3 protein-coding genes are annotated in these 16,496 nt (G+C 73.3%); all 3 read left to right on the top strand.

The window, feature by feature from the left end:
* A partial coding sequence (locus tag ADK67_RS04660) for a type I polyketide synthase (protein ID WP_157619926.1) occupies positions 1–4,174 on the top strand: 4,174 nt, incomplete at its 5' end.
* Between the two features lie 6 nt (positions 4,175–4,180).
* Positions 4,181–15,907, top strand: a complete 11,727-nt coding sequence (locus ADK67_RS53335; RefSeq protein WP_053715142.1) for a type I polyketide synthase — start codon at positions 4,181–4,183, stop codon at positions 15,905–15,907.
* A 10-nt stretch (positions 15,908–15,917) separates the two neighbouring features.
* Positions 15,918–16,496: beta-ketoacyl synthase N-terminal-like domain-containing protein (locus ADK67_RS53330; RefSeq protein WP_442974105.1), on the top strand; the 579-nt coding region annotated here is incomplete at its 3' end.

Below are 16,496 nucleotides of genomic sequence, written 5' to 3'. Positions count from 1 at the left end.
GCGCGGCAGCGCGGTGAATCAGGATGGTGCGTCGAATGGGTTGACTGCGCCTAATGGTCCGTCGCAGGAGCGGGTGATTCGGCAGGCGTTGGCGAATGCGGGGTTGTCGCCGGTTGATGTGGATGCGGTGGAGGCGCACGGGACGGGTACGACGTTGGGTGATCCGATCGAGGCGCAGGCTGTGTTGGCGACCTACGGTCAGGAGCGTTCGGAGCCGTTGTGGTTGGGGTCGGTGAAGTCGAACATCGGCCACACGCAGGCGGCGGCGGGCGTTGCCGGTGTGATCAAGATGATCATGGCGATGCGGCACGGTGTGCTACCGCGCACGCTCCACGTCGACCGGCCCACCACGCACGTGGACTGGTCGACCGGCGACGTTCGGCTCCTCACGGAGAGCACGCCGTGGCCGGACGTCGAGCGACCGCGTCGTGCCGGTGTGTCGTCCTTCGGGATCAGCGGGACGAACGCGCACGTGATCCTCGAACACGTGCCCGCCGAGCCGGTCGAGGCTCCCGACCCGGTGCCGTGGTTGCTGTCGGCGAAGTCGCCGGAGGCGTTGCGGGCGCAGGCACGGCGGCTACGCGAGTTCGCGGGTGACCCGGCGGTCGGCGCCGCTCTGGCCGCGCGGGCCCGGCTTCCGTATCGTGCCGCGCTCACCGATCCGGCCAGGCTCGCGGCGGATCTCGACGCTCTCGCCCGTGGTGACGCGCCGATCGGTGAAGCCCGGTCTGGGAAGACGGCATTCGTGTTCTCGGGTCAGGGTTCGCAGTGGCGCGGCATGGGCCGGGGTCTTTACGACACGTATCCGGTGTTCGCTGAGGCGTTGGACGAGGTGTGCGGCCGGCTCGGGTTGTCGTTGTGGGACGCAGACCTTGACCAGACTCGGTTCACGCAGCCGGCGTTGTTCGCGATCGAGGTTGCGCTCTACCGGTTGGTGGAGTCGTTGGGTGTGAAGCCGGACTACCTGATCGGGCATTCGGTCGGGGAGATCGCTGCCGCGCACGTCGCCGGTGTGTTGAGTCTTGAGGATGCCTGCACGTTGGTGTCGGCGCGTGGCCGGCTGATGCAGGAGTTGCCGTCGGGCGGGGCGATGGTGTCGATCCGGGCCGCCTCGGCGGAGGTGGCGGAGACGTTGCCCGAGGGTGTCGAGATCGCGGCCGTCAACGGGCCTGAGGCGGTGGTGATCTCGGGTGACGAGGACGCGGTCTTGGAGGTCGCGGACTTGTGGGAGACCTTGGGGCACGAGACACGGCGGCTTGCTGTGAGTCATGCGTTCCACTCGGCGCGGATGGACCCGATGTTGGTGGAGTTCGCGCGGGTTGTGGAGGGGTTGTCGTTCGGTTATCCACAGGTCCCGATCGTGTCGACGATTCTGTCGGATCGTTGGGGTAGCGTTGAAAACAGGGATCCCAGCGTTGAAAACAGGGATCCCCTGGGCGGGGACCCTTCCGCAGGCAGGGCTTTCGACGCCGGGTATTGGGTGCGGCAGGCGCGGGAGGCGGTGCGGTTCGAGGATGGCATGGAGTGGTTGCGTGCCAACGGTGTGACGACGTTCCTGGAGATCGGTCCCCATCCCACGCTCGTGCCGACCGGTGTGATGCGGCGTGGTCACGATGAGCCCGAACGACTCCTCGCCGCCCTCGGCAAGCTGTGGGTGGAGGGCGCGGAATGGACCCTGCCCACCGCGCACGCCGAGCTGCCGACCTACGCCTTCCAACGTGAGCGGTACTGGTTGGTGAACGCCACGGCGACCGACGTCACGGCGGCCGGGCTCGGCACGGTCGACCACCCGTTGTTGGGCGCGGTGGTGGAGTTGGCGGACGGTCAGGGAGCGGTGTTGACCGGGCAGTTGTCCCCGGCCACCCAGCCTTGGCTGGCGGAGCACGTCGTGCTCGGTTCGGTCTTGCTGCCGGGCGCCGCTTTCGTGGAGCTGGCGTTGCGCGCGGGCAGTCAGGTGGACTGCCCGGCGGTCGAGGAGTTGGCGCTGGAGGCGCCGCTGATGCTCACCGGGGCGGTCGACGTGCGGGTCACGGTCGGCGCGCCCGATCAGGCCGGACGCCGTGCGATCGCCATCCACTCGAAGTCGGACGGTGACTGGCTGCGGCACGCCACCGGTCAGCTCGGCGCACGCACCGCAACCCCCGCGCCGTGGACGGAGCCACCCACCGAACCCGTCGACCTGCACGGCTTCTACGACTCCCTGGCCGACGCCGGGTTCGGGTACGGTCCCGCGTTCCAGGGCCTGCGGGCCGTTCGGCGGCACGGCGACGACCTCTACGCGGACGTCCGCCTGCCCGGCGACGCCGACCGGTTCACCCTGCACCCCGCCCTGCTGGACGCCGCGCTCCAGGCCGTCACGATCGCCGACGACCGCGCCAAGCTGCCGTTCGCGTTCACCGGGGTCACGGTCTGGTCGACCGGTCACACGGAGGCGCGCGTGAAGCTCACCGCCACCGGCACCGAGACGTACCGCGTCAGCCTGACCGGCCCGGCGGGTGAGCCCATCGCGGACATCGAGTCGCTGACCCTCCGCGCCCCCCAAGCGGCACCGCGGCGACAAGACCTCTACCGGATCGCCTGGCACGAAACGGACTCCGCCGCCGCACCGCCCGAGGACCGGCTCCACCACGCCACCGACCCGATCGAGACCCTGGACGTGGTGCAGGAGTTCCTGGCGACGAGCGAAAGCCCGGCCCGGCTGATCGTGGTCACCCGTGGCGCGGTGTCGGTGCGGGGTGAGGACGTGACCGACCTCCGGGCCGCCGCCGTGTGGGGTCTGGTCCGCTCCGCCGCCTCCGAGCACCCCGGGCGGTTCGTGCTGGTCGACAGCGACGGGCCACCCCTGGTGGTCGGCGACGAGCCGCAGCTGGCCGTCCGGGCCGGGCGCGTCCACGTGCCCCGCCTCGAACGCGTCGAGTTCGCGCCGCTGCCGTCCACCCTCGGTCCGGACGGCACGGTGCTCGTCACCGGCGGCACCGGCGTGCTCGGCGGCGCGGTCGCCCGGCACCTGGTCGCCCACCACGGCGTCACGCGGCTGGTCCTGGCCAGTCGACGGGGACCGGACGCGCCCGGCGCCGCCGAGCTGGTCGCGGACCTGGCCGGAGCCGACGTCGCGGTGGTCGCCTGCGACGTGGCCGACCGCGACGCCGTGGCGCGACTGCTGGCCGAGCACCCCGTCACCGCGATCGTGCACACGGCCGGTGTGCTGGACGACGCCGTCGTGCAGTCGCTGGACGCCGAACGGTTCGCCGACGTCTGGGAGCCCAAGGCCGCCGCCGCGCTCCACCTGCACGAGCTGGCCGGCGACCTGGAGGCGTTCGTCCTGTTCTCCTCCGCCGCGGGCATGCTCGGCGGGCCGGGGCAGGCCAACTACGCCGCCGCGAACACGTTCCTCGACGCCCTCGCCACGCACCGGCACGCGAACGGCCTGCCCGCCGTGTCCCTGGCGTGGGGCCCGTGGGCGCAGACCAGCGGCATGACCGGCAAGCTCACCGACACCGACCGGCGGCGGATGGCCGCCGCGGGCGTGCTGCCGCTGGCGACCGACGAGGCGTTGGCCCTGTTCGACGCCGCGCTCACCGCGGGCGAACCCGTGTTGGCGCCGGTCCGGTTCGACCGCCGCACGGCAGCCCCGTCGCTGGTCCGAGCCCTCCGCGCGGGAGACCGGTCCAACGGCCAAGTCGAGCCGACGCACGACGTGCTGGACGTGGTCCGACGCGCTGTGGCCCAAGTGCTCGGCCACGCCTCCACCGACGCCATCGGCCCGCACCGGGCGTTCAAGGACCTCGGCTTCGACTCGCTGACCGCCGTGGAGCTGCGCAACCAGCTCGACGCGGCCACCGGCCTGCGCCTGCCCGCCACGCTCACCTTCGACCACCCGACACCCGCCCGGCTCGCCGACCACCTGCGGGAACGGCTGGCCGCGAGCGCGCCGGACCCGCTGCTGGCCGAACTCGACCAGCTCAAGTCCACTCTGGACCGAACGGACAGCGCCGACCACGACGCCGTCGCCGCACGCCTGGAAGCACTGCTGGCGTCGTGGACCGCCAAACGCGCCAAGCCCGAGGACGACCTGGACGACGCCACCGACAGCGAGCTGTTCAGCATCCTCGACGACGAGCACCGCCGTACCCAGGTCATCCGATCAGGCGAGCACCGCACCGCGGGGGAGTAGCTGTTCATGGCCGACGAAGACAAGCTCCGCAGTTACCTCAAGCGCGCCACGGCCGACCTGCGGGTGATGGGCAAGCGCCTCGCCGAGGTGGAGGAGGCCGCCCGCGAGCCGATCGCGATCATCGGCATCGGCTGCCGCTACCCGGGCGGTGTCGAGTCGCCGGACGACCTGTGGCGGCTGGTCGCCGACGGGGTGGACGCGATCGGTGACTTCCCGACCGACCGGGGCTGGGACGTCCCCTACGACCCGGACCCGGACACCCCCGGCGCGACCTACGCGCGTTCGGGCGGATTCCTCGCCGACGGTGCCGGGTTCGACGCCGGTTTCTTCGGGATCTCGCCCCGCGAGGCGTTGGCGATGGACCCGCAGCAACGCGTGCTGCTGGAAACGGCCTGGGAGACGTTCGACCACGCGGGCATCGACCCGACCTCGTTGCGCGGCAGCCGGACCGCCGTGTTCACCGGCGTGTGGTCCTCGGGGTACGCCGCCCAGCCGCCGCCCGACCTGGAGGGCTTCCTCGCCACGGGCATCGCCACCAGCACCACCTCGGGCCGCGTGTCCTACCTGCTCGGGCTGGAGGGCGCGGCGGTGTCGGTGGACACGGCCTGCTCGTCGTCCCTGGTGGCGATCCACCTGGCCGCGCAGGCGCTGCGCGCGGGCGAGTGCACGATGGCGCTGGCCGGCGGCGTCACGGTCATGGCGACACCGGCCGGGTTCGTGGAGTTCGCCCGGCAGCGCGGCCTGGCGCCGGACGGGCGGATCAAGTCGTTCGCCGACGCCGCCGACGGCACCAGCTGGTCCGAGGGCGCGGGCCTGGTGCTGCTGGAACGCCTGTCCGACGCCCGCCGCAACGGCCACCGCGTCCTCGCCGTGGTGCGCGGCAGCGCGGTGAACCAGGACGGCGCGTCCAACGGCCTGGCCGCGCCCAACGGCCCGTCCCAGGAACGCGTCATCCGCCAAGCCTTGGCGAACGCCCTGCTGGAACCGGCGGACGTGGACGCCGTGGAGGCGCACGGCACCGGCACCACGCTCGGCGACCCGATCGAGGCGCAAGCCCTGCTGGCCACCTACGGCCAGGACCGCGCCGAGCCGCTGCGCCTGGGCTCGATCAAGTCGAACATCGGCCACACCCAGGCCGCCGCCGGCATCGCGGGCGTGATCAAGATGGTCATGGCGATGCGGCACGGCTCGCTCCCGCGCACGCTCCACGTCGACCGGCCGACCGACCACGTGGACTGGACGGCGGGCAACGTCTCCCTCCTCACCGAGCCCGCGCCGTGGCCGCGCGCCGACCGCCCGCGCCGCGCCGCCGTGTCCTCGTTCGGCATCAGCGGCACCAACGCCCACGTCATCCTCGAACACGTGCCGGCCGAGCCGGAGTCCACAGTGGACGCCGACCTCCCGTGGCTGGTGTCCGCACGCACCGCCCACGCCCTGACGGCCCAGGCCGAACGCCTCAAGGGGGTCGACGCCCCTGTCGCGAACGTGGCCCGAGCCCTCGCGAACCGGACCCACTTCGAGCACCGCGCCGTCGTCCTGGACCGCGACGCGCTGGACGCGCTGGCCACCGGCGGCAACGCACCCGGCCTGGTCACGGGCGAGGTGGGCGTCCCGGGCAAGACCGTGTTCGTGTTCCCCGGCCAGGGCGCGCAGTGGGTCGGCATGGGCCGCGAGCTGTACGAGACGTCGGACGTGTTCCACGCCCACGTCGACGCCTGCGCCGAGGCCCTGTCACCGCACGTCGACTGGTCGTTGGTCGACGTCCTGCGCTCCGGCGCGCTCGACCGCGTGGACGTGGTCCAACCCGCCCTGTTCGCCATGATGGTGGCGCTGGCCGGGCTCTGGCGCGCCCACGGCGTGGTCCCGGACGCGGTCGTCGGCCATTCCCAAGGTGAGATCGCCGCCGCGCACGTCGCGGGCATCCTGTCGCTGGCAGACGCGGCGAAGATCGTCGCCCGGCGCGCCAAGGCCCTGGTGTCGCTGGCCGGCCAGGGCGGCATGGTGTCCGTGGCGCTGTCCCCGGAGCGTGCCGCCGCCTACCTCGAACGGTGGGACGGCAGGCTCACCGTCGCCGTGGTCAACGCCCCCGGCACGGTAGTCGTCTCCGGCAACACCCATGACCTGACCGAACTGCTGGCCGCTTGCGCCGCCGACGACATCCGCGCCCGCGCGCTCCCGGTCGACTACGCCGCCCACTCGGTCGAGGTCGAGGCCATCCGCGACCGGCTCCGGCACGACCTGGCCGGCATCACCCCGCGACCCGGCGACGTGCCGCTGTACTCGACGGTCACCGGCGCGCCCGCCACCGACCTGGACGCCGACTACTGGTACCGCAACCTGCGCGAACCGGTCCGGTTCGACCACGCCACGCGCACCCTGCTCGACCACGGCCACGGCGTGTTCGTCGAGGTCAGCCCGCACCCCGTGGTGACGTCGGCGGTCGAGGAGACGGCCGATCGGCGTGACGTCCTGGTCACCGGCACCCTGCGCCGCGACCAGCCGCACGAGTTCCGCGCCGCGCTGGCCCGCCTGCACGTCCGGGGCGTCGACGTCGACTGGCGGTTCCCGGCCGGCATCACGCCCGCGCCCCTGCCCGCCTACCCGTTCCAGCGGCAGCGGTTCTGGCTGCGGCCGACCACCGCCGAGACCGGCGACCACCCGCTGCTGACCACGGTGGTGGACCTGCCCGACGGCGGCGCGGCGCTCACCGGCAAGGTGTCGCTGTCCACCCACCCGTGGCTGGCCGACCACGCCGTGCGCGGCTCCGTGCTGCTGCCCGGCACGGCGTTCCTCGAACTCGCGGCCCATGCCGCGACCAAGGTCGGCGCGGTCGCCGTGCGCGAACTGGTGCTGGAAGCCCCGCTCGTCCTCGACCAGGACGCCGTGCGGCTCCAAGTGGTGGTCGGACCGCCGGACGACGCCGGTCTCCGCTCCGTCACCGTGCACTCCCACACCACCGACGAGTGGATCCGGCACGCCACCGGCACGCTCGGCGACGCGCCCGAACCCGCCAAAGCGACCCCGTGGCCGCCACCGCACGGCGAACCCCTCGACGTCACCCACCTCTACGACACGTTCGCCGCCCTCGGCTACGACTACGGCCCGGCGTTCCAAGGCGTCGCGGCGGCGTGGCGGGTGGGCGACGAGGTGCACGCTGAGGTAGAGGTGCCCGCCGAGGAACGCTTCGGCCTGCACCCGGCGCTGCTCGACGCGGCCCTGCACCCGATCGCCCTGATGCACCCGGACGGCCCGGCCAAGCTGCCGTTCGCGTTCTCCGGCGTGGTGCTGCGCCCCACCGACGCCCGCGTGCTGCGCGTCCGGCTGTCCGGCGGCCCCGACACCTACTCGGTCACGCTCTCCGATCCGGACGGCGTCACGGTCGCCTCGGTGGCGGCGTTGTCGGTCCGAGCCTTCACCGACGCCCCGGACGACCTGTTCCAGCTCAAGTGGGTGCCGGTGACCGGGGACTCGGCCGCCGAAACCCGCCACCACGTGTCGAACCACCTCGGCGACGCCCCCGACGCCGCTTTGGCGGCAGCGCAAGAGGTCTTGGCCGCGATCCAGCAAGAGGACCGGCTGGTGGTCGTCACCCGGAACGCGGTCGCGGCCGTGCCCGGTGACGTGATCGACCTGGCCCAGGCGACCGTGTGGGGCCTGGTGCGGGCGGCGCAGACCGAGCACCCCGGCCGGTTCGTGCTGGTCGACGCCGACGACTCGTGGGACGGCGCGCTGGCCGACGAGTCGGAGCTGGTGGTGCGCAGGGGAGTGCTGCTCGCGCCCCGGCTCGTGCGGGTGGACCGCGCGCTCATCCCGCCGGACGGCCCGTGGAGGCTGGAGGACGTCGGCACCGGCAGCATCGACGACCTGGCGCTCGTGCCGCGGCCGGAGCTGACCGGGCCGTTGGCGCCGGGCGAGGTCCGGATCGCCCTGCGTGCCGCCGGGCTGAACTTCCGCGACGTGCTCATCGCGCTGGACGTCTACCCGGGCGAGGCGTTGATGGGCGGCGAGGGCGCGGGCGTGGTGCTCGACGTCGGGCCGGACGTCGACCGGTTCCGGCCGGGTGACCGGGTGTTCGGCCTGGTGCCGGGCGCGTTCGGACCGGTCGCCGTCGCCGACCACCGGGTGCTGGCCCCGATCCCGGACGACTGGTCGTTCGCGCAGGCCGCAGCGGTGCCGGTGGTGTTCCTGACCGCCTGGTACGGCCTGGTGGACCTGGGCCGGCTCCGTGCGGGCGACCGCGTGCTCATCCACGCCGGCACCGGCGGCGTCGGCATGGCGGCGATCCAACTCGCCCGGCGCCTGGGCGCGGAGGTGTTCGCCACGGCGAGCCCCGGCAAGTGGGACGTGCTGCGCGGCCTCGGCTTGGCGGACGACCACATCGCGTCGTCACGCACGCTGGAGTTCGAGCAGCGCTTCCCGCGCATGGACGTGGTGCTCAACTCGCTGGCCGACGAGTTCACCGACGCGTCCCTGCGCCTGCTCGCGCCCGGCGGGCGGTTCGTGGAGATGGGCAAGACCGACGTCCGCGCCGACACCGGCGTGGACTACACGGCGTTCGACATCGCCGACGCCGGCCCACCGCGGCTCGGCGAGATCCTGGCCGACATCGTGCAGGCTTTCGCGGACGGCGTGCTGACACCGTTGCCGATCGACGTCCGGGGCGTGCGGGACGCGGTGGACGTGTTCCGGCACATGAGCCAGGCGCAGCACATCGGCAAGATCGTGCTCGCCCTGCCCGCCGTGCTGGACGGCACCGTGTTGATCACCGGTGGCACGGGCACCCTGGGCCGTGCGGTGGCCGAGCACCTGGTCGCGCGGCACGGTGTGCGGCGGCTGGTGCTGGTCAGCCGGAGTGGCGGTGAGGTTCCGGAACTGGACGCGGACGTGCGGGTGGTCGCGTGCGACGTGTCGGACCGTGGGCAGATCGCGGAGTTGGTGGCCTCGATCCCGGATCTGACCGCCGTGGTGCACGCGGCCGGCGTGCTGGACGACGCCGTGGTCACCGAGCTGACGCCCCGACAGGTGGCGGACGTGTTCGCGCCCAAGGCTCGGGCGGCCTGGCACCTGCACGAGCTGACCCGGCACCTCGACCTGGCCGCGTTCGTGCTGTTCTCCTCCGCCTCCGGCGTGCTGGGCAGTCCCGGCCAGGCCAACTACGCCGCCGCGAACACGTTCCTGGACGCCTTGGCCGTGCACCGACGGGCTCTCGGCCTACCCGCCGTCTCCTTGGCGTGGGGGTATTGGGCCGAGGCGAGCGGCATGACCGGGCACCTCTCCGACGCCGACCGGCAACGCCTGACCCGTGCCGGCGTGGTGCCGCTGACCACCGAGCACGCGTTGGACCTGTTCGACGCGGCGCTGGCCGCCGACCGGGCCACCGTCGCACCCGTCGCGCTGAACCTGCCCGCCCTGGCCCGCACGCCCGTGCTGCCGTCAGCGCTGCGCGGGCTGGTGAACCGCAAACCGGTCAAGCGGCCCGTCCACCGGGGCGCGCTGGCCGACCGGCTGCGGTCGCTGCCGGAGGCCGAGCAGGCGGCCGTCGTGCTCGACGTCGTCACGGCCAACACCGCCACCGTCCTCGGGCACGCCTCGCCGGACGCCATCGACACGCGGCAGCCGTTCAAGGATCTCGGGTTCGACTCGCTGACCGCCGTGGAGCTGCGCAACCGACTCGGCACGGCCACCGGCCTGCGGCTGCCCGCCACGGTGACGTTCGACCACCCCACCCCGGCACGCCTGGCCGACTACCTGCGCGGCGAGATCGCCGGCACGCGCCGGGAGATCGCCGCGCCGGTCGTGCGGGCGGTGGACGGCGACCCGATCGTGATCGTGGGCATGGGGTGTCGGCTTCCCGGAGGGGTCGAGTCGCCGGACGACTTGTGGCGGCTGGTGTCCGACGGTGTGGACGCCATTACGGAATTCCCTGACGACCGGGGCTGGGACTTGGGTCGGCTCTACCACCCGGATCCTGATCATGCGGGGACGAGTTACACCCGTTCTGGTGGTTTCCTGGCTGATGCGGCGGGGTTCGACGCGGACTTCTTCGGGATTTCGCCGCGTGAGGCGTTGGCGATGGACCCTCAGCAACGCGTGCTGCTGGAGACCGCCTGGGAGACCTTCGAACACGGCGGGATCGACCCGACCTCGTTGCACGGCAGCCGGACCGGGGTGTTCACCGGCATCTGGGCCTCCGGGTACGGCGCACCCAGCGATGTCGAGGGGTACTTCGGCACCGGCGCGGCGACCAGCGTCGTGTCCGGTCGGATCGCCTACCTGCTGGGGTTGGAAGGCGTCGCGGTCTCCCTCGACACGGCGTGCTCGTCGTCGCTGGTCGCGATGCACCTGGCCGCGCAGGCGCTGCGCACGGGGGAGTGCGACCTGGCGTTGGCCGGTGGCGTCACGGTGATCGCGACCCCGGTCGGCTTCACCGAGTTCTCGCGTCAGCGCGGGCTGGCGGCGGACGGTCGGTGCAAGCCGTTCTCCGCGTCCGCCGACGGCACCAGCTGGGGCGAGGGCGCCGGTCTCGTGCTGCTGGAACGCCTGTCGGACGCCCGCCGCAACGGCCACCAGGTGCTCGCCGTGCTGGCCGGCACGGCGGTGAACCAGGACGGCGCGTCGAACGGCCTGACCGCCCCGAACGGTCCGTCGCAGGAGCGCGTGATCCGGCAGGCCCTGGCGAACGCCGGCCTGGAGCCGTCCGATGTGGACGCGGTGGAAGCGCACGGCACCGGCACATCGCTCGGCGATCCGATCGAGGCGCAGGCGTTGTTGGCCACGTACGGCGCGGAGCGTTCGGAGCCGTTGTGGTTGGGCTCGGTGAAGTCGAACATCGGCCACACGCAGGCTGCGGCGGGTGTCGCGGGCGTGATCAAGATGGTGATGGCGCTGCGGCACGGGCGGCTGCCGAAAACGCTGCACGTGGACGAGCCGACACCGCACGTGGACTGGACGGCCGGCGACATCCGGCTGCTCACCGAACCGGTCGCGTGGCCGGAGACCGGACGGCCCCGGCGTGCGGCGGTGTCGTCGTTCGGGATCAGCGGGACCAACGCGCACGTCGTGCTGGAGCAGGCGCCGGACCCCGTCGAGCCGGCCGTTGACGGCGACCTGCCCTGGCTGGTGTCGGCGAAGAGCGAACCCGCGCTGCGGGAGCAGATCCGGCGGGTGCGGGAGTTCGCCGCCCACCACCCGGAGGTGGCCATCGGTCGTGCGCTGGCCGGTCGAGCCCGGTTCCCGCACCGGGCGGCGATCCTCGGCTCGGACGTGGTGTCCGGGGTGGCGGGCGCGCCGGACCGGACGGTGTTCGTGTTCCCGGGCCAGGGTGCGCAGTGGGTCGGGATGGGGCGTGAGCTGTACGCGTCCGAGCCCGTGTTCCGCGACGCGGTCGACGAGTGCGAGCGGGCGTTGGCGCCGCACGTCGACTGGTCGTTGGTCGAGGTGCTGAACGGCGGTGAGCTGGACCGGGTCGACGTGGTGCAGCCCGCGTTGTTCGCGGTGATGGTGGCGTTGGCGCGGCTGTGGCAGTCGGTCGGCGTCGAGCCGGACGTGGTCGTCGGCCATTCGCAGGGCGAGATCGCCGCCGCGCACGTCGCGGGCGCGTTGTCGCTGGAGGACGCCGCCCGGGTGGTCGCGCTGCGGAGCAAGGCCCTCGTCGCGTTGTCCGGCCGGGGCGGGATGGTGTCGCTCGGCCTGTCCGCCGACCGGGCCGCGACCTACCTGGCGCGGTGGGGCGAGCGGCTGACCGTCGCGGTGGTCAACGCGCCCGGCTCGGTGGTCGTGTCCGGTGACACCGACGCGTTGGACGAGCTGCTGGCCGCGGCCGAGGACGTCCGCGCCCGCCGCCTGCCGGTGGACTACGCCGCCCACTCCGCCCAGGTCGAGGCCATCCGGGAGCGGCTGCTGGCCGACCTCGCGGACATCACGCCGTCGTCCGCGAGGATCCCGTTCCACTCCACGGTGACCGGCGAGGTGCTCGACACCGCCGGGCTCGACGCCGCCTACTGGTACCGGAACCTGCGCGCGCCGGTGCTGTTCGAGCAGGCCGCGCGCGCGTTGCTGGCCGAGGGTTCCCCGGTGTGCGTGGAGATCAGCCCGCACCCCGTGCTGGTGCCCGCGCTGGAGGAGCAGGACGCCACGACGACCGGCACGCTGCGCCGTGACCAGGGCGGGCGCGCCGATTTCCGGGCCGCCGCGGCACGGCTGTTCGTGCTGGGCGTGGACGTCGACTGGGGCGTCCCGTCGCCGTCGGTCGGCCTGCCGACGTACCCGTTCCAGCGGGAGCGGTTCTGGCTGGCGCCGGGAGGCTCCGGCGACGTGTCCGGCGCGGGCCTGGACCCGGTCGACCACCCGCTGCTCGGCGCGTCCGTCGAGCTGCCCGGCGACCGGGCCGTGGTGCTGACCGGCACGGTGTCCGCGGCCACGCACCCGTGGCTGGCCGACCACGCGGTGCTGGGGACCGTGCTGCTGCCCGCGACGGCGTTCGTGGAACTGGTCGCGCACGCGGCCGGGGTGGTCGGCTGCGCGGCGGTGGAGGAACTCGTCCTCGAATCGCCGCTGGTGCTCGACGGTCCTGTGCGGGTGCAGGTCGTGGTCGGTGTGGCGGACGAAACGGGCCGTCACCCGGTCGAGGTGCGTTCCCAAGGACAGGACGACTGGGTGCGGCACGCCACCGGCACGCTCGCCGCCGAGCCGGTCGCGGCGCCGGCGTTCCCGTCGAGCTGGCCACCGGCCGGGGCGCGGCCCGTCGACGTGCACGACCTCTACGACGCGCTGGCGGGTGCCGGCTACGAGCACGGCCCGGCGTTCCAAGGCGTGCGAGCGGTGTGGCGCGCGGGCGGCGAGGTGTTCGCCGAGGTCTCGGTGGACGACGCCGCCCGCTACGGCACGCACCCCGCCCTGCTCGACGCGGCACTGCAACCGTTGGCGCTGCTCGCCGACACGACCGGCGACGTGCGGTTGCCGTTCTCCCTCACCGGGATCACCGTCCACCGCACCGGCGCGTCGACCGCTCGGGTCAGGCTTTCGGGCACGGCCGACGACGGCTACAGCGTCGCGCTCGCCGACGACTCGGGCGCGCCGATCGTCACGATCGGCTCGGTCACCACCCGTCCGATGGCACGTCAAGCCGACGACGCCCTGTTCGAGCTGGACTGGATCCGCCGCGACGGCGACCCGGTGACCCCCGATCGGGTGGTGGCGCCGGGGTCGGTCGAGGAAGCGCTGGCACTGCTCCACGCCTTCCTCGCCGAGGACGGTGACGGGCGGCTGGTCGTGCACACGCGCGACGCGGTGGCGGCCGTGCCCGGCGACCACGTGGACGACCTCGACGGCGCCGCCGTGTGGGGCCTGGTCCGCGCCGCGCAGGCCGAGCACCCCGGCCGCTTCGTCCTCGTGGACACCGACGACTCGCCGCCGGTAGTGCTGGACGACGAAGACCAGCTCGCCGTCCGCCGTGGCGTGGTCCACGTGCCCCGGCTCGTCCGGACCACCGCGCACGCGGCCGTCACGGGTTCGCTGGTGGAGACCGACACTGGAGACCTGGACGACCTGGTGTTCGCCGAGACCGCCGAGACGCCGTTGCGGCCGTACGAGGTCCGGGTCCGGGTGCGGGCGGCGGGGATGAACTTCCGCGACGTCCTGATCGCCCTGGGCGTGTACCCGGTCGCGGCGCGGCTGGGCAGCGAGGGCGCGGGCGTGGTCACCGAGGTCGGCTCGGCCGTCACCGTGCTGCGTCCCGGCGACCGGGTGCTCGGCCTGCTGTCCGGCGCGTTCGGACCGGAAGCGGTGGCCGATCACCGGGTGCTTGTCCCGGTCCCGGACGGGTGGTCGTTCGCGCGGGCCGCGGCGGTGCCGGTGGCGTTCCTGACCGCCTGGTACGGCCTGGTCGACCTCGGTCGGCTCGGCGCGGGCGACCGGGTGCTCGTCCACGCCGGCGCGGGCGGTGTCGGCATGGCCGCGATCCAACTCGCCCGGCGGGCCGGTGCGGAGGTGTTCGCCACGGCGAGCCCCGGCAAGTGGGACGTGCTGCGCGGCTTGGGTTTGGCGGACGACCACATCGCGTCGTCACGGACGCTGGAGTTCGAGCAGCGGTTCCCGCGCATGGACGTGGTGCTGAACTCGTTGACCGGCGAGTTCACCGACGCCTCGCTGCGGTTGCTGGCCGACGGCGGCCGGTTCGTCGACATGGGCAAGGCCGACGTCCGTGACGTGCCCGGCTACCGGGCGTTCGACCTGGCCGAAGCTGGTCCCGAGCGGCTCGGGGAGGTGCTGGCGGAGGTCGTGCGGCTGCTCGTGGCGGGCGAGCTGCGCGTGCCGCCGATCACCGCGTGGGACGTCCGGCGGGCGCGGGAGGCGTTCCGGCACATGAGCCAGGCCGGGCACGTCGGCAAGATCGTGCTGACCGTCCCGGCACCGCTCGACCCGGACGGCACGGTGCTCATCACCGGCGGCACCGGCACGTTGGGCAGCCACGTCGCCCGGCACCTCGTCACCGCGCACGGCGTGCGGAAGCTGGTGCTGGTGAGCCGGTCCGGCGGCACGCCCGTCGACCTCGCCGACGCGGACGTCACCGTGGTCGCGTGCGACGTGGGCGACAGGGAGGCGTTGGCCAGGGTGGTGGCGGGCATCCCCGACCTCACCGCCGTCGTGCACGCGGCCGGCGCGCTGGACGACGGCGTGATCGAGTCGCTGACCCCCGAACGGCTCGCCGGCGTGCGCGCCGCGAAGGCCGACGCCGCACGGCACCTGCACGAGCTGACCCGCGACCGCGACCTGAGCGCGTTCGTGCTGTTCTCGTCGGCCGCCGGGGTGCTCGGCAGCGCCGGCCAGGGCAACTACGCCGCCGCCAACGCCTACCTCGACGCCCTGGCCGAACACCGTCGCCGGCAGGGCCTGCCCGCGGTGTCCGTGGCGTGGGGGCAGTGGGCGCAGACCAGCGGCCTGACCGGACAGCTGGCCGAGGTCGACCGGCGGCGGTTGGCGCGGTCCGGGGTCGTGCCGCTGTCCACCGAGCACGGCCTGGCCCTGTTCGACGCCGCCCTCACCGCGCCCGAGCCCACGCTGGTGGCCGCCGGGCTGCGGGTGTCGGCGCTGGGCGACCGGCCGGTGCTGCGCGCGCTGACCCGTCGTCGGCCCGCGCGCACGTCGGGCGTGGTGCGTGAACTCGGCGCGTTGCCGGAAGCCGAGCAGCGCGCGGCCCTGGTGGAGCTGATCACCACGCACAGCGCGGCCGTGCTCGGGCGGACGGACGGTGTCGACGCCGACCGGGCGTTCAAGGATCTCGGGTTCGACTCGTTGACGGCGGTGGAGCTGCGCAACCGGCTGGCCGCGGCGGTCGGCGTCCGGTTGTCGGCGACGATGACGTTCGACCACCCGACTCCGACCAAACTGGCCGACCACCTGCGTGAAGTGCTGCTGGGTGTGGCACGGCGGGCCGTCGTGCCGGTCGCCGCGGCGGGTGCGGACGACCCGATCGTGGTCGTCGGCACCGGGTGTCGGTTCCCCGGTGGTGTCGGTTCGGCGGCGGACCTGTGGCGGCTCGTGTCCGAGGGCGTGGACGCGATCGGTGACTTCCCGTCGGACCGCGGTTGGGACGTGGCGAGGCTGTACGACCCGGACGGCGGACCCGGCACCACCTACACCAGGTCCGGCGGGTTCTTGGACGACGTGGGCGGGTTCGACGCGGCGTTCTTCGGGATCTCGCCGCGTGAGGCGGTGCGGGATCTCGCCGCGTGAGGCGGTGGCGATGGACCCGCAGCAACGCCTGGTGCTGGAGACGGCGTGGGAGACGTTCGAGCACGCGGGGATCGACCCGACTTCGTTGCAGGGCAGTCGGACAGGGGTGTTCACGGGTAGTTGGACGTCCGGCTATGCGGGCGGTGTGGACCAGGTGTCGCGGGACGTCGAGGGCTACCTGGCCACCGGCACGGCCACGAGCGTGACGTCGGGGCGGGTGTCGTACCTGCTCGGGTTGGAAGGTCCGGCGTTGTCGGTGGACACGGCGTGTTCGTCGTCGTTGGTGGCGATTCACTTGGCGGCGCAGGCGTTGCGCTCCGGCGAGTGCGACCTCGCGTTGGCGGGTGGCGTGACGGTCATGGCCACACCCGCGAGTTTCGTGGAGTTCTCCCGGCAGCACGGCCTGTCCGCCGACGGCCGCTCGAAGTCCTTCTCCGCCGCCGCCGACGGCACGAGTTGGGGTGAGGGTGCGGGGTTGGTGTTGTTGGAGCGGTTGTCGGATGCGCGTCGGTTGGGTCATCGGGTGTTGGCGGTGGTGCGCGGCAGCGCGGTGAATCAGGATGGTGCGTCGAATGGGTTGACTGCGCCT

The sequence above is a fragment of the Saccharothrix sp. NRRL B-16348 genome (assembly GCF_001280085.1).
GTDB lineage: Bacteria > Actinomycetota > Actinomycetes > Mycobacteriales > Pseudonocardiaceae > Actinosynnema.
This window is presented reverse-complemented; position numbering and strand designations above follow the sequence as displayed.